The following is a 22,472-nucleotide window of genomic DNA, read 5'->3' as shown; positions in this document are numbered from 1 at the left end:
CTCAAAGCAAAAAGCCTTTTTATTATCATTCCATCTAATAACGTACGTTCTGAAAAGCAGCTTAGAAAAAAACAAAATCATCTTAGTTTGCCTACGCATGACAATAGCTCGTTTTTTCAATTCATTATTAACAAAAAGCATCCGCAATAAAAAAACATATTCTACACTATACCTTAATAAAAAAGCGAGGAAACGTAAATGAGTCCAGATTATAAAAAAAATTTCGTTACAAGCACACCTTTTTTTCCTTATATCGTTCTACCAGAACTTCATACAATTCAAAAATCTGTAAAATTACCAACATCTTCAACAATCCAAAAACCGATACAATTATCGAAATCTCCTGAACCAAAAACGATGTGCTGCAGACAAATTGTAGAACACAAAATCCCATTAGTTCCCCCTGCAAAAAGAGGAACCATCGAAGTTGATAAACAAATATTTACTACGATTGAAAAAGTGTGTTCAGAAGTCGTTGTCATAGTTGGCTTTATCCGTAAAACGATTACTTATACAGCAGTAATGCATGACAAGGAGATTCTAAACCATAGCATCCAAGATGACGTTCCCTTTCAGGGTCTTATAGAATCAATGGATATAAAAGAAAACAATCAATTTAGCATCATCGAGCAAAAAATACTCAGTGAAATTTTCTCCTATGAAGCTAACTTTGGAAAATTAAATGATTCTCAATTATATAAGCCAACTCTTGCTTTCAATTTTACAGAAAAAGATATTATAAAAATTTCCATACAAATGATTACTTAGCAAACAAATATAAAATGGGCTCATTTTTATATTTGTGATGGACGAATAAACTTATTTATTAAAAATAGTAATCCAACCCCCGATATTCTCCCATACAAGCTCCATATATATTTCATAATTTAATAAGAGGAACATCCCACTCTATTCAGACAATTCATTCGCGGAATACAGTGAAGCTCCCAGCAATGGAGGTCTTACTGCCCACGAATAGCGATATAACAATCTCACCCCGTCTGAAGAGAATATATCCTATAAAACCAAGGAGGAATACTTAATGACTTATCCTCTTACTAATCCAACAACTTGTTGCCAAGTTGCTGTTGAACACACAGCGCAACTTGTCCCCCCAGCACTCGAAAATACTGTTACCTTCACGAAAACAGTTGAAGCAAATATTGAAAAGGTACTCCCAGAAAGAGTTGTTATTTACGGGGCCATCCATACAACTCTCACTTATACAGCTGTTTTAGAAGACGGAACTCTAGTGCCTGGTTTTCAAGTTGTAGACGATATCCCATTTCAAAGTGTCATTAACCGCGAAGATGCCAATGAAGGTGACATTTTTGAGGTGACTGGCGTGGCCATTTTTAGCGAAGTTTCTGCCCAAGAACAAAACTTTGGAGTTATAAATGGACAGCGGGTTGCGTTTACATTCAAAGAAAAAGAGATCGTCAAAGTTTGTGTTAAAAGATTAGCAATTACTAGTATAGACGTAGATCTTGGATTCAATTTGACAAGTGAAGATGATAACGCTTCTGCACCAGATCGTTTATTAGTCAATGGCATCGGATTTGCAGGAATACCAGTTTTTTTCACAGTGGATGGTTCAGCAACTGTTTCTCCAAACATGGTTCTTACAGAAAAAGACGGGTTCTTTAACACTACTGTCACTGCTTTAGGGCCTGGGGATATAACTCTTACAGCTTCAGGTATTGTAAATGGAGTTCCTTTTTCTCAAAAAGTAACAACGCTTTCACCATATGCATAAATGAAGCTTCTATTACTAACGATTACGGGATTCCCCTTTCCTATCGATTCAGTTATGAACAGGGACTCTCATCCGTTTAACTGCCCCAAATGGTGGGGGAAATTACAAAAAAAACAATAAAAAGCAGCCACAAGGCTGCTTTTTTATTATTTACGTAACTCCGCACCAAATTTCTCTTCTACCGCTGCTAATACACGGCTATGTGCTTCTGTTACTTCTTCATCTGTTAATGTACGTTCTGGGTCGAAGTAGTTCATAGAGAATGCAAGTGATTTCTTGCCTTCTTCCATTTTTTCGCCTTCGTATAAGTCGAATAATGTTACTTCTTTTAGAAGCTCTCCGCCTGCTTCAGCAATTGTTTGCTTCATTTCGCCAGCTTTTACTACTTTCGCTACTACAACAGCCATATCACGTGTCATAGATGGGAAGCGCGGGATTGTTGTGTAGTACGTTTCTTCTGCCTCTGCCGTGAATACTTTCGCAAGAGATAATTCGAATACGTACGTTTCTTTTACATCTAATTGTTTTTGTGCTTCTGGGTGTAATTGACCGATGAAACCAATATTTTCGCCGTCTAGTACAATATTAGCTGTACGTCCTGGATGCATGCCCTCACGTTTTGCTGGTACATATGTGATGCTCTTCGCAACGCCAAGTATGTCAAATAAGCCTTCTAATACACCTTTCATAACGAAGAAGTCAACAACCTTCTTCTCCCCTTGCCATTGATGATGAAGAGCTAGCCCTGTCATAACACCTGCAAGATGTTGCTCTTCTTTCGGAAGTTCACCTTCTACTGTTGGTAAAAATACAGAACCTACTTCGTATAACGCAACGTTATCTACTTTACGAGCATTGTTATAAGCTACTGCTTCTAATAATTGTGGTACTAAGCTTAAACGAAGCTGACTGCGCTCTTCACTCATTGGAAGTGCAAGGTTCACAGGTGTCTTTTCGTTTGGCTCAACCATATATTGTTTTGCCTTTTCAGCACTTGTTAATGAATACGTAATCGCTTCATATAACCCAGCGCCTTCTAAATAACGGCGTACTTTACGGCGCTTTGTTTGCGCCGCTGTTAATTTACCGCGTGTGATTGTACCAGTTGGTAATGTTGAAGGAATATGGTCGTATCCATATAAGCGACCTACTTCTTCTACTAAATCCTCTGGAATTGTAATATCAGGACGACGTGCTGGTACGTTCACATGGAATGTTCCTTCCACTTCTGTGAATGGGAACTTTAAGTTTGTAAAGATTGTGCTCACTTGATCAGCAGAAATGTCTGTACCTAATACACGATTAATTTTTTCAACTGTAACAGATACTGTACGCTCTTCTACTTGTAAGTTATCAACTTCTACAACGCCTTCTAACGCTTCGCCGCCAGCATATTTTGCCATTAATGCCGCTGCGTGTTGAATCGCTTCGAATGTACGTGTTGGATCGATGCCTTTTTCAAAACGAGCACTTGATTCGCTGCGAAGACCTAAGTCTTTTGATGTGCGGCGTACTGTTTGACCTGCGAAATATGCAGACTCGATTAACACGTTTACTGTATCATTATCTACTTCAGAGTTTGCTCCGCCCATTACTCCGGCAACGGCTAATGCTTTTGTACCGTTTGTAATAACAAGGTGATGAGCTTGTAATGTACGCTCTTGATCGTCTAATGTTGTCATTTTCTCGCCTTCCCTAGCAAGACGAACAACGATTTCTTTTGATCCTAATTTATCATAGTCAAACGCATGTAACGGTTGACCGTATTCAATTAAGATATAGTTTGTAATATCAACTACGTTGCTAATTGGACGAATGCCAGCTGCCATTAGGCGCGTTTGCATCCAGATTGGTGATGGACCAACTTTTACGTTTTTCACCATTTTTGCAATGTATAATGGGTTTTGTTCTGTTGCTTCTACACTTACAGAAATGTAATCAGATGTTTTCTCTGCTGCTTCTTGTAAGTCTGCTGCTGGAAGTTTCACTTCACGACCGTAAATTGCTGCTACTTCGTATGCAACACCTAACATGTTTAAGCAATCTGCGCGGTTCGGTGTTAAACCTAGTTCAAGTACTTCATCATGTAGGTTTAAGATTTCTAATGCATCTGCGCCAACTTCTGCATCACTTGAGAAGATGAAAATACCTTCTGCATAATCTTTTGCAACTAATTTCCCATCAATGCCAAGCTCTTGTAAAGAACAAACCATACCGTGAGAAGCTTCGCCGCGTAGTTTTGCCTTTTTAATTTTGAAGTTGCCAGGAAGAACAGCGCCAACTTTTGCAACTGGTACTTTTAAACCTTTTGCAATGTTAGGAGCTCCGCAAATAATTTGAACTGGCTCTTCTTCACCGATATCGATTAAGCATTTGCTTAACTTATCAGCTTCCGGGTGTTTTTCGCACTCTAATACGTGACCAACTACAACACCTTTTACGCCTTTATTTAATACTTCAACGCCTTCTACTTCGATACCGCTTTTCGTAATTTTATCAGCTAATTCTTGTGCTGTTACATCTTTAATATCTACATACTCTTGTAACCAACGATATGATACGAACATTCTTTATCTCTCCTTCCCTTACGCTCGTTTGAATTGTTGTAAGAAACGTACATCGTTTGTATAGAAATGACGAATGTCATCAATGCCGTACTTTAACATCGCAATACGCTCTGCACCCATACCGAATGCGAACCCTTGATATTCTTTTGAATCATAGCCAGCCATTTCAAGAACGTTTGGATGAACCATACCTGCACCTAAAATTTCAATCCAGCCCGTTCCTTTACATGTGCCGCAACCTTTTCCATGACACATCATACAAGAAATATCCATTTCAACAGATGGCTCTGTGAATGGGAAGAAACTTGGACGAAGGCGAATTTCACGGTCTTCACCAAACATTTTCTTCGCAAATGCTTGTAATGTACCTTTTAAATCGCTCATACGAATGTTTCTGTCAATTACAAGACCTTCAATTTGCATGAACTGATGAGAGTGCGTCGCATCATCATCATCACGGCGATATACTTTACCAGGGCAAATGATTTTAATTGGGCCTTTTTCTGTATTCTTTTCCATCGTTCTTGCTTGTACAGAAGATGTATGTGTACGAAGCAACATTTCTTCTGTAATGTAGAAAGAATCTTGCATATCGCGTGCTGGGTGATCTTTCGGTAAGTTTAACGCTTCGAAGTTGTAATAGTCTTTTTCTACTTCTGGACCTTCAGCAACTTCATAACCCATACCGATGAATAAATCTTCAATTTGCTCAACAACTGCTGTTAACGGATGGTGACAGCCTGTATTTACAGGGCGGCCTGGTAATGTTACATCAATTGTTTCAGATGATAATTTTGCTTCAATTACCGCTTTTTCTAAATGATTAATTTTTTCTTCTAAACGTGTTTGAATTGCTTCACGCACTTCATTTACTAACGCTCCCATACGTGGACGCTCTTCTGGAGATAATTTCCCCATGCCGCGCAGTACTTCTGTAATCGGACCTTTTTTTCCTAAATACGCTACGCGTACATCGTTTAAGCCCTTTAGCTCTTTCGCTTTTTCAATCAGCTCTAACGCTTCTTGCTTTAGCTCTTTTAAACGTGCTTCCATTTGGAACCCTCCTAATTTTAAAAATAAAAAAACCTCGCTCCCTAAAAAGGGACGAGGTAAATTCGCGGTACCACCCTAAATTGACAGAACAAATCTGCCCACTCAATTCGTTATAACGGCTTTTTAAGCCGGAACGCCTTTACATTTACATGGTCCTGGCGTCAACTCCAGAGGTGAATTCACTTACGTCTACCATGAGAATACTTTCAGTCTACGGAATTCTCTCCCTATATGGCGATTTTGTAAGTTACTCTTCTCTATCAACGTTTTTAACTATTTTACTTCCATCTATTATAAGAAGTTTTTTATCGATTCGCAACCGGAGTTTGTAAATAATACGTTAAAATCCCTGCTGCAACCGCAACATTTAATGATTCTGCTCCTCCGTAAATCGGGATGTATAAGTTTTGATCACATTTAGTAAGAATCTCTTGGCGTACACCATTTCCTTCGTTCCCTACAATTAATGCGAAACTTCCCGCTGGTGTTACTTCACCGTACGGAACCCCGTTTTCAAGAGCTGTTCCGTATACAGGAACGTTCTTTTCTTTTAATTTGTCTACCCATTCTTCTAAGCTTCCTTTTACAATCGGTAAATGGAATACAGAACCTTGTGTAGAACGCAGTACTTTACTGTTATAAATATCAACGCATCCTTCTCCAAGCACAACGGCATGAATACCAGCTGCATCTGCTGTACGAATAATTGTTCCTAAGTTACCTGGATCTTGCAGGCCGTCAAGTAATAGGAATTTTCCATCTGTCAAAGTTACTTCTTTTTCTTGCTTTTCACAAACCGCAAATACGCCTTGTGTTGTTTCTGTTTCACGGAGTACCTTTACAATTGCTTCAGGCACAATATACATTTCGACATCAGCAACCGTCCAATCTTTAGGAAGATCTGTTTGATCTGAAACGATAAGTTCTGTTACAACTCCTGCCTTTAAAGCTTCCTCCACCAAATGGAATCCTTCTATAAAGAATAAACCTTTTTTATCGCGCTCTTTTTTCGTTTGCAGCTTTTTCCACTGCTTTACGCGCGGATTTTGTACTGAATCAATGTTTTTCATAATATGTATTTCCCTCTCTTCTTGTCTTCTCATTATAGCCTATTTTTCATACATATTTACATAAAAAAGAACAAAAACTAATGTCAGTTTCCATTCCTAAAAAGAGGTGAAAGTGATGAACTTTAATTTACGCGGTGCTGTATTAGCGAACGTATCAGGAAATACGCAAGACCAATTACAAGAAACAATCGTCGATGCAATTCAAAGCGGAGAAGAAAAAATGCTTCCAGGGCTTGGCGTTTTATTTGAAGTCATTTGGAAAAATGCTGATGAAAATGAAAAGCATGAAATGCTAACGACATTGGAGCAAGGCTTAAAAAAATAAGGAATTTCTTCCTCACCCATCCTTGACTCTTAAGGTAAATAAATTTTGCTTTATAGAAATAACGGAGTAAGAATGATAGAAATCACCTCAGCATTTGCTGAGGTGATTTCTACTTTGATTATGGAATTTCAAATGATTACATAGTATGTAACTATGGAACACTTTAAGCTCTTTACCTAAAGACAAGGTTGACATTTTAATGCCCCGTTAATCATTTCAATAGTCGCAGCAACAGCGTTTAATAGGCTTAATAGTATTGCTCCTCAAAAAAGAAAAATGCATTATATAAAAAAGCCTTGCGGAGAAAACCGAAGGCTAATTCATATACCTATACACTTATTAATTTATTTATGCTTGAATATCCGAAACAGCTGGAATATCTGGAATATTCGGGACAAAGGTGCGAATAGACTGAAGAAGGTTGTTTGCAATATTTTGTTGTTGAGCTGTTAGTGTACCACCACCAGTAAATACTGTAATACAGACTGGGCAAACTTCAATATGAATTCCCAATAGGTTAATAGCAAGTCCACCTGGTACGCTTACAGTGAGAATAGATGTTGAACCTGCAGGAGGAGTGCAAGTTTGACAGTTAGTTAAAAGAGCCATAAAATCAATTCCTTTCTTTATAAGGTTACTTATATATATGACCGAACATAGCTCTGCGAAATAGACATTTGGACAACTTTTAATCATTTTTTAAAATACCTCCAAAATTAGGCGTGATTTCTGTATTAGTAAGATTTTTGATACCTCACTCTATATCATGGTTAATAATTTTTTTATCTCTTCTATCAATCATAACAACATGGCCTTCCCCATCAAATACTAGAACCATTCACGAATAGCAGAATAAAAATTACCTTAGCAAACTAGGGTGTTTTTATTTTCATTATGAAACTTTTAACTATTATGTAATATCTAACTATATAATATATAATCTAAATATATATAATTTTAAATATAGATAATAGAGAGGATTGGATATATGCAGCATTCTGTACAACTTACATATGATCAAAAGCATTCTTTGTCATGGGGAAAATTCATTGGTTCTTTGTTATTCTCTTATTTTGGAACAGGACTCATAAGCGGCTTATTTATAGTACTTCCCGCTATCATTTATACCCATGGTCTTACTGACAAAAAACAAATTGCCCTATATGAATCAATCGGAAATACTGGAAACACTCTTTTACAATTATTAGTTTTATTGTTATTCATTTATAAATTCGAACCGATTAAAAGATTATTATTTCCGATTTTCAACCTTCAAGTACTCAAGAAAGTTCGTACATATATATATTTATTTCTTTTCTTGGGACTTAGTATCCTTATCAATCAGTGCTTCCTTGCATCTTTATTTCCTGATGCACTGCAGCAACAATCTAATGCTTTACATTTAGAAACTTTAAAACAATATAAAATTCTATTAATAATTGGATCTGCCATATTCATTCCTACTTTTGAAGAACTTATTTTCCGCGGAATCATTCTTCAATTTTTCCAGCAGCGTTTTCCATTTTGGTTGGCAGCAATCGGATCAAGCTTCATCTTTGGAATCGCTCATACATATTCTCTAGGTATTATGGTTAGTGCTTTTATCATGGGCATGTTTATGGCTGTATTATGTAAAAAAACGAACTCCATTATTCCAGCTATGTTATTCCATATGATAAATAACACACTTGCGTTTTTATTATAAAAAGAGATATCGTGTGCAATCCACTTATGTTTGCAGACATAAGTGGGATGCACGCAATCAAATCACTATCATTAAACATGTAGGGATTACTTTATGTTCACTTGCTGTAATAGGGATATTTTTCTATGAAATGATGTAATTTAGTTATTCTCTTGAAAAGGGATCAAAACATAAATTTTTTTTCTATTACATCATTAATTACTTTACTAACATAACAATGATGTAGTAAAATGTTCAAAATATATTTATAACTATTGTTTTTCTCTATACTACACTGCACTGAATGAAAGGAGTGAATGTTTTATGCGCCGTGTTACACTTGAACAAATTTTTCAGCATCCCATCACCCAAAAATATGTAAACCGTTCTGGAATGGTTCATGCGATTGCTGTCGCTTACCACGCGTTCCACTTAGCCAAAAAGCATCACGCCTCAGTCGATGCGGCAACAAAGGCTGGTTTTCTTCATGATATCGGACATCACACATGGTATCGCAATGGGAAATGGGACTATGAATTGTATAAAGAGAATGATATACATGCTATTAAAGGAGCGGAAAGAGCTCATAAATTGCTAATCCGATTAGGAGAACACCCTAATCAAGCAAAGGAAATTTCTGTTGCCATTCTCCTGCACACTGATTCTTTTCTACTAGAGCAAACACTTGAAAGAACGTCTCTGCAAAATATTATTAAATGGGCAGACGAAGCAGATGAAGAACCAGGAGGAACACATCACTATCGAACCATCTCTTATGAAAAAGCACTGCAAGCGATCAAACGATTAGACCAAATGGTAGATCACGAATTACAAACAAATCCACCATCCTCTTTGCATATTCCTGCAAATAAAGGAATAGAACAAACAAAACTTGTACAGCATTAACATAAAAAGTGAAACTTCCATCAATGGGGGTTTTCTTCATCCCCCACTGATGGAAGGCTCACCCAATCGGGCTCTTACCGCCCAAAATAGCGGGATAAGTGAAAATACATGAATAACAAACTTACAAATAAAAAAAGCAGAGATTATCTCTCTGCTTTTTTGTTCGCCTTATTTCCTGGTTGTAAGAAAAACGATAAGACTAAGGCAATGGCTGTTAAGAGCGTCGCAATCCAAAACGCATCATTAATTCCGTTAATAACGGACAACTTCGAAACTTGCCCAAATAGCATTTGCGAACCTAACGCGTTTCCTGCCTGAGCTGACCCAGTCAATGCAGCAACACTTTGCCCCATTTGAGCTAGTTTGTCTACAATAATTGGATTCGTTGTTGTTATTGCATTTGCATAGTCTGCCATATGATTTGTCGTTTGCTGCGTCATAATTGTAATTAAGAGCGCAGTCCCGATTGAACCAGCAACTTGTCTTGATGTATTTTGCGTTGCTGTTCCATGAGAAATGAGTCTCATTGGTAGAGCATTCATCCCCGCTGTCATGATTGGCATCATGATAAAGGACATCCCAAACGAACGAATAATATAATCTCTCATAATTTCAAAATAAGGTGTGTCTAATGTTAAATGTGTAAATTGATATGTTGCGTACGTTGTAAGAAGTAATCCAAAAATAGCAAGTGGGCGAATTCCATATTTATCAAATAATTTCCCGGCAAACGGCCCCATCAATCCCATGATTAAAGATCCTGGAAGAAGGAGTAATCCGGAATCAATCGGTGTAAATCCACGGATATTTTGTAAATATACAGGAAGCAATATCATGCCGCCATATAATGCCATTGTAACAATTGCATTGATTAAAAGCGTCGAAGTAAATGCAGAATAGCGGAATACGTGCAGATCTAACATTTTATTGTCAGCCGTTAACTGTCTCCATATGAATAAACTTAGTCCAATGATACCAATTACAATTGCAATGATAACTTCTGCACTGCTCCAACCGTTATTTCCCGCTTCACTAAAACCATATAGTAAGCTTCCAAGTCCGATACTAGAAGCGATCACACCAAACGTATCTAGCGTTGCCTTTGATACAGGCTGTTTCAGTGTGAAATATTTTAGTGCTAATGCAGTAATGAGTAAACCAATAATAAACATCGCATAGAACATAACATTCCATGTATAGTTTTGAATAACCCACCCTGTAATTGTTGGTCCAACGGCAGGTCCTAAAATCATCGCAATACCAAGTAGTCCCATCGCTGCCCCGCGTTTATGCGGCGGGAAGATTGTCATAAAAATATTCATTCCGACAGGCATTAAAATACCAGCACCAACAGCTTGAATGACACGTCCTGTCATCATCATCGTAAAGCTTCCAGATAGCGCACAAATAAGCGAACCTACTGTAAAGAATAGCATAGCCGATAGAAATAAGTTTCGATACGTAAATCGCGAAACTAAAAATGCACTAATCGGTACTAATACCCCGTTCACAAGCATAAAACCCGTTGTAAGCCACTGCGCTGTAGATGTTGATACATTAAATTCATTCATTAAAGCTGGCAAAGCAACGTTAATTAATGTTTGATTCAAAATCGAAACGAACATCCCGAAAACAAGAACACCCAAGACCGCTTTTACGTTAAAATCAGGAAGCATCGTTTGAGAACGAGAAGATTTCTGTTCTGTACCTTCTGCTTTTTGTTCTTGGACTGGTTCTTCTTGTTTTACAATTGTTTCTTCTACAATTGTTTGTTCTCCAGTGCTTTCTTCAGTAGTTTCTAATGTTTCTTGTTTTTCAATTGTTTCTCTTACAATTGCTTGTTCTCCAGTTCTTTCTTCAGTAGCTTCTGATATTTCTTGTTGTATTACCACTTCTTTTGTATCCTGTAAAACCCCTTGTTCTTGAACTCGTTCTTCTAGCCCTTTTTCTTTTTTCCTAAAGACACGATTTACAACGATGAACACGCCAATACATAAAAGAGCGTATCCTGCAATAAAAATCGAGGACATATTTCATTCCCCCTTACTTATGAATTCGAACTGTGACATTCATGCCCGGGACAATATTTAATGATTTATTATGGTCTAGTGAGATTTTAACCGGAATAACTTGTGTTACTTTCGTATAGTTTGCTGTTGCATTGCTAGATGGCAGCATAGAGAATGTATTTGCTGTTGTTAAACCAATTTGCTCTACTTTTCCTGTTAATGTTGTAGAAGGATATGCATCTACATATACATCTACATCTTGCCCTTTTTGAACATCGTCGATATCTGTTTCTTTAATGTTTGCTGTTACCCATAAGTCACTCATATTATACGCATATGCAAGCGGTGTTCCCGGCGCAATGTAAGAATCTTGCGTTGCATTAGATTGAACAAGCGTTGCATTTGTCGGAACTGTAACATCTACTTCTTGCGCTGTTCCGCCAGCGTTACTCGTTACAGAACCTACTTTATCGCCAGCACTATAACTTTTTCCTACTTCAGCTGTCCAGTTTGTTAATTTTCCAGCAACTGGAGATGCAATTGGTACAACTTTTCCATCAATTTTTGCATTGTCCGTTTTTAAATAATTTGTTGATTGGTTGTAATAATAATAGCCAGCAAATCCGCCGCCAACTAACACAATCAATGTAATAATATTGATGATAACCATTCTTCGTAATTGACTCATTGTGTTCTCTCCTTATTTTCAATATTAGTTTATTTTTTAATAAGCCCTTTTTATCTTTTTAGTTAATAATGTTGACCATTCATAATATTAAGGACTAATCAAAAAAATAATTCTTTCCCGGGCACAAAATACTCTCCTTATTTTGTGCTAAGAAAAAGAATATCGTATATAATTATAAATAATTCATTTTGAACGACAACCGTCAATTTATTTCGATATGTTGTTTTTCCGACATTCGCCTATATATATGTTGAAAAAGTATGAAAAACAAAGCAAGGAGAACGAAAATGTCTATTAAAAATTCAAATGATCCACGCGTAAAACGAACGAGGCAAGCGATACGCGATGCTCTTGTATCTTTAATACATGAAAAAGGTTTTAATAGTATTACTGTTCAAGATATTGCTGAAAAGGCGACTGTAAATCGCGCTACCTTTTATAGTCATTATCACGACAAATATGATTTGTTAGACAAGAGCATTGAGGAAATGTTAACAGCATTAGCAGATATTCTCAAGTCGAAGAAATTAGATAAGAAGGAGTTTGAACTTACCTTTGATACTCCCCATCCTATCTTTTTATCTTTGTTTAGCCATATTGCTGAACATGCTTTCTTTTATCAAGTGATGCTCGGAGATAATGGGATTCCGAAGTTTTCCTTGCAAATGATGAAAGCCATTCAAGCGAATCTGCTTATCGCCCTTTCTCTTTCACAACCAAATGAAGAAGAATTGATTGTGCCTCGTGATATTCTCGCTAGTTATATTACAGGTGCACATTTAGGTATGATTCTTTCTTGGTTAAGACAAAATATGCCGTATACGCCTCATTATATGGCCTTGCAGCTATCTCGTTTAATCATTTTAGGTCCGTATACAGCCGCTGGATTAGAACAACCATTTAAATGAAAAAGAGCGAAAGGAATGTCCTTTCGCTCTTTCTTATATCAATCAAATGTAATGTTATGTACGGCCTCAGCATCAAGACGTTTCACAACTTCTACAATTAACTTCACTGTGTTTTCATAGTCATCACGATGTAACATTGCAGCATGAGAATGAATATAGCGAGTTGCAATTGTAATTGCCATTGCTGGAATACCATCCACAGAAACATGAATTGCACCTGCATCTGTTCCGCCGCCTGGAAGTGCATCGTATTGATACGGAATGTTTAATTCATCTGCTACACCAACAACAAAGTCACGAAGACCTTTATGTCCAACGATAGATGCATCATATAAAATAATTTGCGGGCCATCACCCATTTTACCTTGTGCTTCTTTTTCGCTTATACCTGGTGTATCACCAGCAATACCAACATCGACTGCAAATGCGATATCAGGTTGAATATAATTTGCAGATGTTTTCGCTCCGCGAAGACCTACTTCTTCTTGTACAGTTCCAACACCGTATACGATATTTGGATGTTTTTCATCTTTTAATTGTTTTAAGACATCAATTGCGATTGCACAGCCAATGCGGTTGTCCCATGCTTTCGCAAGTAACATTTTCTCATTTTTCATCACTTGGAATTCAAAATATGGTACAACTTGATCTCCTGGACGTACGCCCCACTCCATTGCCTCTTCTTTACTAGAAGCACCAATATCAATAAACATATCTTTAATATCCACTGGTTTTTTACGAGCTTCTACTGGTAAAACGTGAGGTGGTTTTGAACCAATGACACCCGTTACATCACCTTTGCTCGTAACTATAGTTACACGCTGTGCTAACATAACTTGTGACCACCAGCCGCCAACTGTTTGGAAGCGTAAGAAACCTTTATCAGTAATTTGCGTAATCATAAAACCAACTTCATCTAAGTGACCCGCTACCATAATTTTCGGGCCGTTACCGTCACCGATTTTTTTCGCAACTAAGCTTCCTAAATTATCTGTTGATACTTCATCAGCAAACGGTGCAATATATTTTTTCATTACTTCACGAGGCTCACGTTCATTTCCTGCAATCCCGCGTGCATCCGTTAGTTCTTTTAACATTGTCAATGTCGCATCTAATTTTGTCATTGGACAATGACCTCCTTTTTCTTCATCCCTTCAATTATACAAGAGGGGAAAAGAATGTTCAAAAAATTTCATCAATACCCTTCTGTTTGACGCTGATGATTCACTTCGTTTTTATCTAAATATGCTTTCTCAATCTCTTCTTGATCAAAATCAAGTGCTTGTCCTAGGCGAAGATAGCTCGTAAACAATTCGATATAATTTGTAATAGACGGCTGTTCGTTAAAACGGATTGCTTTTGCATATGCATCTAAGAAAATTTCTACCTGCGTTTTATTTGTTATTGCACACTTATAAAACAAGAAATTTTTATCAACGCCTAAGTCAATCCCGATAGATAAAATAAAATGTAAGCCATCTACATATTCTTCTAGTACAATCTCACGCTCAGATGCTGGCTTATTGCTCCAATATTTAAAGCAGCGTGTTTCATTGGCAAGTTCACCAATTTCTACAAGAAGCGCTAGCATTTTTTCTTTTAATAGCTTTTTCGGCTCTAAATTATGTTCTCTCGCAATACGGTCATCTAACTCTTTTTGTAATTTAAATAGTTGTAGTAAATCCAAAACGTACTCCTCCTTCAATATCAAATAAACATTATCCGATATTGTTCCATTCTAATGGTAAATATAAGAAAATAAGCAAGTCATATTCTTACATTATAACAGTGTCAGTTTCACGTGGAAAGACAAGATTGTCTGAAGTCAAGCTCCTTCTTACCGCCATCATTCTTCCATATATAAGCGAGGTTATGACTATACATCTAAATAAAGATAAAAAGTCAGAGACCCCCCCTCCGACTTTTTATCTTTATTCTTCTATATTATTGTGCCTTTTATGCTTGTTTTGTCATATATAGCATAACACGTCCATTCATCTTTTTTCCATTTCAGCAAAAACAGTGTTAGTTTATGAAAAATAAAAAAATCCTTAGGAACAATGTCCTAAGGATTTATTATCATTACTTGTTTAAAGCAGTTTTAGCAGCTGTTGCTAATTCAGCGAAAGCTTTTTCGTCATGAACAGCTAGGTCAGCAAGCATTTTGCGGTTTACTTCGATACCAGCAAGCTTAAGACCATTCATTAAACGGCTGTAAGAAAGACCGTTCATACGAGCAGCTGCGTTAATACGAGTGATCCATAATTTACGGAAGTCACGTTTCTTTTGACGACGGTCACGGAATGCATACATTAAAGATTTCATTACTTGTTGGTTAGCAACTTTGTATAATGTATGTTTAGAACCGTAGTAACCTTTTGCTAATTTAATAATTTTTTTACGACGTTTACGAGTAACCGTACCACCTTTTACTCTTGGCATATTATTTCCCTCCTAGATATCTATCTGAACAAAATATTAATTACATGTTGTCAAGCATTTGACGAATACGTTTGAAGTCACCAGCGCTTACTACACCAGCTTTACGTAATTTACGTTTAGCTTTTGTAGATTTGTTAGCGAATAAGTGGCTTGTGTAAGCGTGAGAACGCTTTAGTTTACCAGATCCTGTTTTTTTGAAACGCTTTGCAGCGCCGCGGTGAGTTTTCTGTTTAGGCATAGTGATTTCCTCCTCTATTTATTACTTATCATTTTTCGGTGCTAAAACTAAGAACATACTACGTCCTTCCATTTTTGGCTTAGATTCAATTGTACTAACTTCAGCACAAGCTTCAGAGAAGCGATCTAAAACACGTTGACCGATTTCTTTATGAGTAATAGCACGACCTTTAAAGCGAATAGACGCTTTAACTTTGTCGCCTTTCTCCAAGAATTTAATAGCATTACGAAGTTTTGTGTTAAAGTCATGTTCATCGATTGTTGGACTTAAACGAACTTCTTTCATGCTAATGATTTTTTGATTTTTGCGCTGCTCTTTTTCTTTCTTTTGTTGCTCAAAGCGGAATTTTCCGTAGTCCATAATACGGCATACTGGTGGTTTCGCATTTGGAGCAACTAATACTAGATCAAGATTTAAGTTTGCAGCCATATCTAATGCTTCTTGACGAGACTTAATTCCAAGTTGATCACCATTTGCACCAACTAAACGTACTTCACGTGCACGAATTTGCTCGTTAATCATCATGTCCTTGCTAATAGTAAGCCACCTCCAAGGTTTTATGGGAATACGTTTTGGGAAGGCAGAACCCAAACAAAAAAGTGCGGGCATATGACACACCCACACTTGTAATATCTTAAGTAAGAAATACATTTACCTGGCAACTGCTTTCGCGTCAATCAGGTGAGAAGCGGGTGCTTCTACTTGTTCCACAAATCCGTATTCTATTATCCTTGATGATTTTATCATAGGACGTGATGCGTGTCAAGAAGTCGAGTTTCTTAAGTAGCAACAAAAAATATTGTAACAAACAAAACGAATACATGCAACATTTTTTTATACAAAGCGAACTTTGGTTCTTATTACCAAACAAAAACATACAAAAAAGCCGCGGACGAACCGCGACCTTTTCTTATCGTTTTCCTTCAGCTTTAATTAGGTCAACGAACGCATCTAACGAGATTGTTTCTGATTTTTGTTCACCGTATTTACGTACGTTCACACCAGTTTCAGCAACTTCATTGTCACCTACTACAAGCATATACGGGATTTTTTGCATTTGTGCCTCGCGGATTTTGTAACCGATTTTTTCATCACGAGTATCCACTTCAACCCGAATGCCAGCACGTTGTAATTCTTCTTGTACTTTCTTCGCATAATCTAAATGTACTTGCGGAGAAACTGGAATTACTTGTACTTGAACTGGTGCTAACCAAGTTGGGAATGCACCTTTATATTCTTCAATTAAGAAGGCAACAAAGCGTTCCATAGTTGATACAACACCGCGGTGGATAACAACTGGACGATGATGCTTACCGTCTTCACCGATGTAAGTTAACTCAAAGCGTTCTGGAAGTAAGAAGTCTAATTGTACAGTTGAAAGTGTTTCGTCTTTTCCAAGCGCAGTACGAACTTGCACGTCAAGTTTCGGACCGTAGAACGCCGCTTCACCTTCAGCTTCATAGTACTCAAGACCCATTTCATCCATAGCTTCTTTTAACATGCCTTGTGCTCTTTCCCACATTTCATCGTCATCATAATACTTTTTAGTATCCTCTGGATCACGATAAGATAAGCGGAATGAATAATTTTCTAAACCGAAGTCTTTGTATACTTCTAAAGTTAAGTTTACAACGCGTTTTAATTCTTCTTTAATTTGGTCTGGACGAACGAAAATGTGCGCATCATTTAAAGTCATCCCGCGTACACGTTGTAATCCAGATAGTGCACCAGACATTTCATAGCGGTGCATTGTTCCAAGCTCCGCAATACGGATTGGTAATTCACGATAGCTGTGGATATCGTTTTTATAAACCATCATATGGTGAGGGCAGTTCATTGGACGAAGTACTAATTCTTCATTATCCATTTCCATTGATGGGAACATGCCATCTCGGTAGTGATTCCAGTGACCAGAAGTTTCATAAAGTTCTCGGCTTCCTAGTACCGGAGTATATACGTGGTCATAGCCTAAGCTTGCCTCTTTATCAACAATGTAACGCTCGATAATACGGCGGATTGTTGCACCTTTTGGTAACCAAAGTGGTAAACCTTGTCCTACTTTTTGGCTATTTGTAAATAGTTTTAACTCTTTACCTAATTTACGGTGATCGCGTTCTTTCGCTTCTTCAAGAAGACGTAAATGCTCGTCTAATTCTGCTTTTTTTACAAATGCAGTACCGTAAATACGTTGTAGCATTTTATTATTGCTATCGCCGCGCCAGTAAGCACCTGCTACGCTTAGCAATTTGAATACTTTAATCTTTCCTGTAGATGGAAGGTGAACACCACGGCAAAGATCGAAGAATTCGCCTTGTTCATAAATTGAGATAACCGCATCTTCTGGAAGATCGTTAATTAGTTCTAATTTCAGCTCATCGCCGATTTCTTCATAGCGACGAAGTGCTTCAGCACGTGGTACTTCATGACGAACGATTTCTAAGTTCTCATTCACAATTTTTTGCATTTCTTTTTCAATTTTTGGGAAGTCCTCAACTGTAATTGCTTCTTCCATATCGATATCGTAGTAGAAGCCGTTTTCGATTACTGGACCAATTCCTAGCTTCACATCTTTATATAAACGCTTTAATGCTTGTGCTAATAGGTGGGCTGTTGAATGGCGTAAAATGTACAAACCATCTTCAGAATCTAATGTAACAATAGAAATTGCACCATCTTGCTCAATCGGTGTACGTAAGTCTACCATTTCCTCATTTAATTTCCCTGCAATCGCTTTTTTCTTTAAGCCAGGGCTAATAGAAGCAGCAATGTCTTCTGTTGTTGTTCCTTTTGGAAACTCTTTCACAGCTCCGTCTGGGAATGTAATTTTTACTACATCTGCCATCTTTGGTCACTCCTTTTTCATAGTCAAAATAAAAAACACCCGTCCCTATAAAAAGGGACGAGTGTTGAATTCGTGGTTCCACCCTTGTTCCAGCTAACGCATTGTTAACTGCTCAAGTTCATTATAACGGCATTTACCGTCAGCAATTACTAGAATTTCGTTCACTGCTGAAGTTCAGAGGTGGTAAGTAATAATCTCGTATTAAGAAGCTCACAGCCTAAGGCTTCCCTCTCTGAGAATCGTAGATAATCACCCATGTCCTCATCGTAACATTTCAATGTATTTTCATGTATGTACGTAATTATATGCTCAAAAATTTAGAAAATCAAGGGCGTTCCCTTTATTTTTATAATTTTTCACATTCTTTTCAAATTCATGAAGCGCATATAGTTGCACCCTCTCTTGAAACACGTTTTGAATTGTCACGATCATATTATGATCTTGCTCTTTCGTATATAGATAAATTTTTTTAGGCGAGATCGAAAGAAGCGGCGCCATAATATTCGGATCAATGTACAAGTCTTTTTGAGAGAGTAATTCTTCTTCTATATACTGAACAAGTTTATCTTGTTTTAAACGAGCCCCCTTTTCATCATAAAAAATAAAACTTTCATCAAACACAAGATGCAAGGATGACAAACGCGACTTTCGGCTGCTTACTTGCTGCCGGAGCGTTTCCACAAACATCTGATACTCTTGTTCTAACTTATATTCATCTATCGCCATCTCTGCAGTGCGATATAAAAATTCTTTGTACTTTCTCAAGCGGAAACGAATGTATGCTCCAAACGAAAAAGACATCGTATCATGCATCCATCCCCGCAAGGAAGAAACCACCAACTCTTTTCCTCTTCGTTTAGAAGGTGCATCTGTTAGCCCTTTACGTTTTCCATTTAAAATAGAATGAGCCATATGTAAAATTTGAATTCGTTCTTCTCGCTCTTCATAGTAAAAATTCTCTTTTAAAATACCACTTATCCATTCATCTTGTTTTGTATTTATAATATATTGAACAAGTACTGGGATAACCACTCCATCAATGTAGCATGATTCTTGTATTGGTATATGAACAATCACTATTTGTTCGTACAAATAAATGTTTATTTCTGCATATATATCATCTGTCTGTTTTTTCAGCTCTTTATATATGGCAATAGCATCATTTTTTTCTTCGAAGCAAATTTCAATCACTTTTGTCCCCCCTTTTATAATTCTTGCTATTTCCATATATATTAAGGGGATGTACAAAAAATGATACAAGCGTAAAGTAATTTATCATTCAAAGTAATACTTTATTATATTTCCTTCAAAAAAATAAAGAGCAAGCTCATCGCTTGCTCTTTACGTATGCCGACGGTTTTTCCCACCAATAGGAATCGGCTTTGCTAAATATTTAATACGCTCCATAATACGGGCTGCTTTCATTTCTTCTGCTTCTCCGCGCTGCGTATATGTTAGATGATGTTCTAACTCTTTAAAATCAAAATTTGATGTAAAGAACGTCGGTAAATTTTCCAGCATGCGAAATTGTAAGATGGCACCGAGGACATCATCACGTACAAAGCTGGACATTGCTTCTGCCCCAATATCATCTAACATTAAGACTTGTACACGCTTCACAGCATCAATCTTTTCACCTATCGTGTTATCTTGCAGTGAACTTTTAATTTCCCGTAAAAATTCTGGTAAGTATACAATCATTGAACTTACCTTTTTTAAGGCTAATTCATTTGCAATCGCTCCTAGGAGATACGTTTTTCCTACACCAAATTTACCGTAGAGATATAAACCCTGTACTTTTTTCCCTGGTTCATACGCACTTAAAAATCCATTTGCTGCATCAATCGCATCAATACGCGCATCTAAATCCGATGGGTCTAAATTTTCCATAGAAGCCTTCAAAATATCACTTGGCATATAGACACTCTGCACTAATTTTTCATATTTCTTTCTCTCATCATAAGCTACTTTTCTCACACAACGATCATACTGAATATCAATCATCTTACCTTGAATAATCAATTTTGGCTCGTATCCTTGAATCATATTTTTACATGATTCTAAGTTCGGACAATCTGTGCATCCAACACTTTGCCCAATATATTCATACAGTTTCACAAGACTTCGTTCTATCATAGAAGTCGTTACTTCCCCTTTATGTTCTTCCACAAATTCTTTCACACGGGGATGTGCCATAACTTCTGCTTTTAACACTTCATATCTATTTTTAAAATTTTCGTTTTGCATCAATTTTGCAAATGAATTTTGAATATGCTCCATTTTTTCACCTCAAAGAGCGTTCATTCTCCTCTACTAATCACGCTTATATTTTTTTAGTACTTCTTCCAGTCTCTTTCGTTCTTCTTCTAGCTTGCTTGGATTTTCTTTTGAACTTGCATGATCTTGCGATTGTTCTTTAGATTCTTCTTCCGCTTCTTCCTTAAGCCAATCCGGCACCATTTCTTTCCGCACTAGCTTCTTCGATGTACGGCCTTTTTTCTTCGTCTCAGCCCATTCTTGATATTGGCGATTCTCTTCTTTGGCTAAAGCCATCGCTTCTGACACTGTGCCTACCTTCTTCCTTGCCCAGTGTCCTGCAATCTTCTCAACATATGTTTTAGCAAGTTTCATATCAGAGCGCAGCATCACATAATAAATAAGCACATTTACAACGCCTGGTGTGAGCTTCTGATTCAACATCACTTCTTCAATAATTTGCAAATCAGCTTTCGTCGGCTCAGCCCCGCCTGAAATTTCTTTTAATAACTCTCTTGGCGAAATTTCTTCTAACTGCTTAATGAGCATTTCTTCTTGTGTTGTCGGTTCTTTTTCTTTCATCGTCCGCGCATGCAATGGCTGCGTTCGTTCACTAAACACCGGGAGTGCTTGCCCATTCTCAAATTGATACCAATCACGCGCACCTTTTCGCAGTCGTTCCATATCAATTGTATGATGTTCCGTAACAGCACCAAGAACAACATTTTGCATGGATAGCGGATCAATTCCGTATACGTATGCTAATGTCATCACACATTCGCGCATCTGTTCTGTAATGGCTTTACGCGGAACGAGCGCTGATAATCCTTCTACAAATAATGAAAAATCAAAGAAATCATTCCAAAGTTGAGGTGCATTACCCTGCACTCTGCTCGGCATCACAGTTGCATTTGGTATAAGCAATTCTTCCTTGGCATACTCAACTTGTCCTGGATTAAACGAACCAAACACATCATTAAAGGATCGTGTCATATTTTCGTAAGAAGCGAAGTCAAATTCTTCTTCTAAAAAATATTGCTTTACTTGATTGTATTTTGCCTTGCTTAAACGATTATATAAAAAAATACTTAATACAATATCATCAAAAAATTGCTTCGGCATGAGCGGTGGCTGCAACTCATAAATAAACATGCGAATATCTTTTTCTTTTTTCATATACACATTTAAAAGCCCAATTGCCTCTAATTTCATACGTTCTTCATAAATATCCGGGAGCTGCATTTGCATCGTTACCATAATAGAATGGTGTGTATTTTCTCTTCCAAATAAACGATCCTGCTCTAATTCGCCCCACAATGTCATATATAAACTAAAAGCTTTACTACCGATTAGCGGTTGATATAACATCGTAAGCACTTTACGGTCATAATTACTGAGCAGTCCTCTTGCGCTTACTTTATAACGGTCAATTGGCAGTAACTCCATCCATGACTGTCTTTCCATCCTTGCAAATCCTTTCTGTTATCCATTCTTATCATAAAGTGAAACTTCCATCAATGGGAAGGCTTCATCCCCCACTGATGGTTAGTTGAACCAATCGGGCTTTTACGGACAGTTATCCCCTACCTCTCTTCTTCGCTTTTCTCCGAATCTTGAGGTGGGGGTCTTACTGTCCGTTAATGCGGGATAAAGTGAAACTTCCCACAGCGGGGACGTTTTTTTCATCCCCACTGTGGGAAAGCTCTCACCAATCGGGCGGATGCCAAC

21 protein-coding genes and 3 other annotated features are annotated in these 22,472 nt (G+C 37.3%); of the genes, 6 read left to right on the top strand and 15 right to left on the bottom strand.

Features of this window, described 5'->3' with window-relative positions:
• Nucleotides 1–198: 198 nt before the first annotated feature.
• Together AB1279_RS04925 and AB1279_RS04920 are read left to right on the top strand one after the other, a co-directional pair.
• Nucleotides 199–768, top strand: coding sequence for a hypothetical protein (locus AB1279_RS04925; RefSeq protein WP_429758035.1), 570 nt, complete (start codon nucleotides 199–201; stop codon nucleotides 766–768).
• Between the two features lie 274 nt (nucleotides 769–1,042).
• Nucleotides 1,043–1,756: a hypothetical protein gene (locus AB1279_RS04920; RefSeq protein WP_429758034.1), complete on the top strand. Its 714-nt coding sequence runs from the start codon at nucleotides 1,043–1,045 to the stop codon at nucleotides 1,754–1,756.
• Between the two features lie 146 nt (nucleotides 1,757–1,902).
• On the opposite strand, the gene pheT is transcribed toward AB1279_RS04920, so the two are convergent.
• The 3 genes from pheT to AB1279_RS04905 form a co-directional block, all read right to left on the bottom strand.
• Complete coding sequence (gene pheT, locus AB1279_RS04915; protein WP_429758033.1) at nucleotides 1,903–4,323, bottom strand: phenylalanine--tRNA ligase subunit beta; 2,421 nt, start codon at nucleotides 4,321–4,323, stop codon at nucleotides 1,903–1,905.
• 18 nt (nucleotides 4,324–4,341) lie between these two features.
• Entirely contained in the window at nucleotides 4,342–5,376 is a 1,035-nt protein-coding gene (gene pheS, locus AB1279_RS04910; protein ID WP_429758032.1) for a phenylalanine--tRNA ligase subunit alpha, read from the bottom strand.
• Nucleotides 5,377–5,420: 44 nt separating this feature from the next.
• Nucleotides 5,421–5,649: a binding site (T-box leader), on the bottom strand.
• Between the two features lie 32 nt (nucleotides 5,650–5,681).
• Nucleotides 5,682–6,479, bottom strand: a complete 798-nt coding sequence (locus AB1279_RS04905; RefSeq protein ID WP_429758031.1) for a TrmH family RNA methyltransferase — start codon at nucleotides 6,477–6,479, stop codon at nucleotides 5,682–5,684.
• 82 nt (nucleotides 6,480–6,561) lie between these two features.
• Between AB1279_RS04905 and sspI the strand changes: the two genes are divergently transcribed.
• Nucleotides 6,562–6,771 carry a small acid-soluble spore protein SspI gene (gene sspI, locus AB1279_RS04900; protein ID WP_429753642.1) on the top strand — a complete coding sequence of 70 codons (210 nt, stop codon included), beginning with the start codon at nucleotides 6,562–6,564 and terminating at the stop codon, nucleotides 6,769–6,771.
• A 348-nt stretch (nucleotides 6,772–7,119) separates the two neighbouring features.
• Here sspI and AB1279_RS04895 read toward each other — a convergent pair whose 3' ends face one another.
• Nucleotides 7,120–7,467: a hypothetical protein gene (locus tag AB1279_RS04895; RefSeq protein WP_429758030.1), complete on the bottom strand. Its 348-nt coding sequence runs from the start codon at nucleotides 7,465–7,467 to the stop codon at nucleotides 7,120–7,122.
• Nucleotides 7,468–7,759: 292 nt separating this feature from the next.
• Between AB1279_RS04895 and AB1279_RS04890 the strand changes: the two genes are divergently transcribed.
• Both AB1279_RS04890 and AB1279_RS04885 read left to right on the top strand, forming a co-directional pair.
• Entirely contained in the window at nucleotides 7,760–8,476 is a 717-nt protein-coding gene (locus AB1279_RS04890) for a CPBP family intramembrane glutamic endopeptidase (protein ID WP_429758029.1), read from the top strand.
• 303 nt (nucleotides 8,477–8,779) lie between these two features.
• A complete protein-coding gene (locus AB1279_RS04885) occupies nucleotides 8,780–9,361 on the top strand; it encodes an HD domain-containing protein (RefSeq protein ID WP_429758028.1) in 582 nt (193 codons plus the stop codon).
• A 143-nt stretch (nucleotides 9,362–9,504) separates the two neighbouring features.
• On the opposite strand, the gene AB1279_RS04880 is transcribed toward AB1279_RS04885, so the two are convergent.
• Nucleotides 9,505–11,391 carry a DHA2 family efflux MFS transporter permease subunit gene (locus AB1279_RS04880; protein ID WP_429758027.1) on the bottom strand — a complete coding sequence of 629 codons (1,887 nt, stop codon included), beginning with the start codon at nucleotides 11,389–11,391 and terminating at the stop codon, nucleotides 9,505–9,507.
• Nucleotides 11,392–11,404: 13 nt separating this feature from the next.
• Nucleotides 11,405–12,058 (bottom strand): HlyD family secretion protein, encoded by a 654-nt coding sequence (locus AB1279_RS04875; RefSeq protein ID WP_429753637.1) that lies wholly within the window; start codon nucleotides 12,056–12,058, stop codon nucleotides 11,405–11,407.
• A 287-nt stretch (nucleotides 12,059–12,345) separates the two neighbouring features.
• On the opposite strand from AB1279_RS04875, the gene AB1279_RS04870 reads away from it, so the two are divergent.
• Entirely contained in the window at nucleotides 12,346–12,966 is a 621-nt protein-coding gene (locus tag AB1279_RS04870) for a TetR/AcrR family transcriptional regulator (protein ID WP_429758026.1), read from the top strand.
• A 38-nt stretch (nucleotides 12,967–13,004) separates the two neighbouring features.
• Here the strand turns inward: AB1279_RS04870 and AB1279_RS04865 are convergent, their stop codons facing one another.
• From AB1279_RS04865 to AB1279_RS04825, 9 genes are all read right to left on the bottom strand, one after another.
• Nucleotides 13,005–14,090 carry a M42 family metallopeptidase gene (locus tag AB1279_RS04865; protein WP_429758025.1) on the bottom strand — a complete coding sequence of 362 codons (1,086 nt, stop codon included), beginning with the start codon at nucleotides 14,088–14,090 and terminating at the stop codon, nucleotides 13,005–13,007.
• Nucleotides 14,091–14,161: 71 nt separating this feature from the next.
• Nucleotides 14,162–14,653 (bottom strand): dUTP diphosphatase, encoded by a 492-nt coding sequence (locus AB1279_RS04860; RefSeq protein ID WP_429753634.1) that lies wholly within the window; start codon nucleotides 14,651–14,653, stop codon nucleotides 14,162–14,164.
• A 395-nt stretch (nucleotides 14,654–15,048) separates the two neighbouring features.
• Nucleotides 15,049–15,408, bottom strand: a complete 360-nt coding sequence (rplT, locus tag AB1279_RS04855) for a 50S ribosomal protein L20 (protein WP_429753633.1) — start codon at nucleotides 15,406–15,408, stop codon at nucleotides 15,049–15,051.
• 40 nt (nucleotides 15,409–15,448) lie between these two features.
• Nucleotides 15,449–15,646, bottom strand: coding sequence for a 50S ribosomal protein L35 (gene rpmI / locus AB1279_RS04850; protein ID WP_020060080.1), 198 nt, complete (start codon nucleotides 15,644–15,646; stop codon nucleotides 15,449–15,451).
• A 21-nt stretch (nucleotides 15,647–15,667) separates the two neighbouring features.
• Entirely contained in the window at nucleotides 15,668–16,171 is a 504-nt protein-coding gene (gene infC, locus AB1279_RS04845; RefSeq protein WP_429758024.1) for a translation initiation factor IF-3, read from the bottom strand.
• Nucleotides 16,172–16,233: 62 nt separating this feature from the next.
• Nucleotides 16,234–16,356 (bottom strand) — a sequence feature (ribosomal protein L20 leader region).
• A 200-nt stretch (nucleotides 16,357–16,556) separates the two neighbouring features.
• Nucleotides 16,557–18,488, bottom strand: a complete 1,932-nt coding sequence (gene thrS, locus AB1279_RS04840; protein WP_429758023.1) for a threonine--tRNA ligase — start codon at nucleotides 18,486–18,488, stop codon at nucleotides 16,557–16,559.
• A gap of 50 nt (nucleotides 18,489–18,538) precedes the next feature.
• Nucleotides 18,539–18,765, bottom strand: a binding site (T-box leader).
• A gap of 32 nt (nucleotides 18,766–18,797) precedes the next feature.
• Nucleotides 18,798–19,679, bottom strand: a complete 882-nt coding sequence (ytxC, locus tag AB1279_RS04835) for a putative sporulation protein YtxC (RefSeq protein ID WP_429758022.1) — start codon at nucleotides 19,677–19,679, stop codon at nucleotides 18,798–18,800.
• Nucleotides 19,680–19,829: 150 nt separating this feature from the next.
• Nucleotides 19,830–20,768 (bottom strand): primosomal protein DnaI, encoded by a 939-nt coding sequence (gene dnaI / locus AB1279_RS04830; protein ID WP_429753630.1) that lies wholly within the window; start codon nucleotides 20,766–20,768, stop codon nucleotides 19,830–19,832.
• A 33-nt stretch (nucleotides 20,769–20,801) separates the two neighbouring features.
• Entirely contained in the window at nucleotides 20,802–22,208 is a 1,407-nt protein-coding gene (locus AB1279_RS04825) for a replication initiation and membrane attachment family protein (protein ID WP_429758021.1), read from the bottom strand.
• Between the last annotated feature and the right edge of the window lie 264 nt (nucleotides 22,209–22,472).

This window comes from Bacillus sp. S14(2024) (genome assembly GCF_050473785.1).
Lineage (GTDB): Bacteria > Bacillota > Bacilli > Bacillales > Bacillaceae_G > Bacillus_A > Bacillus_A yunxiaonensis.
Note: the sequence above shows the minus strand (reverse complement) of the source record. Positions and strands in the feature narration are given on the sequence as shown.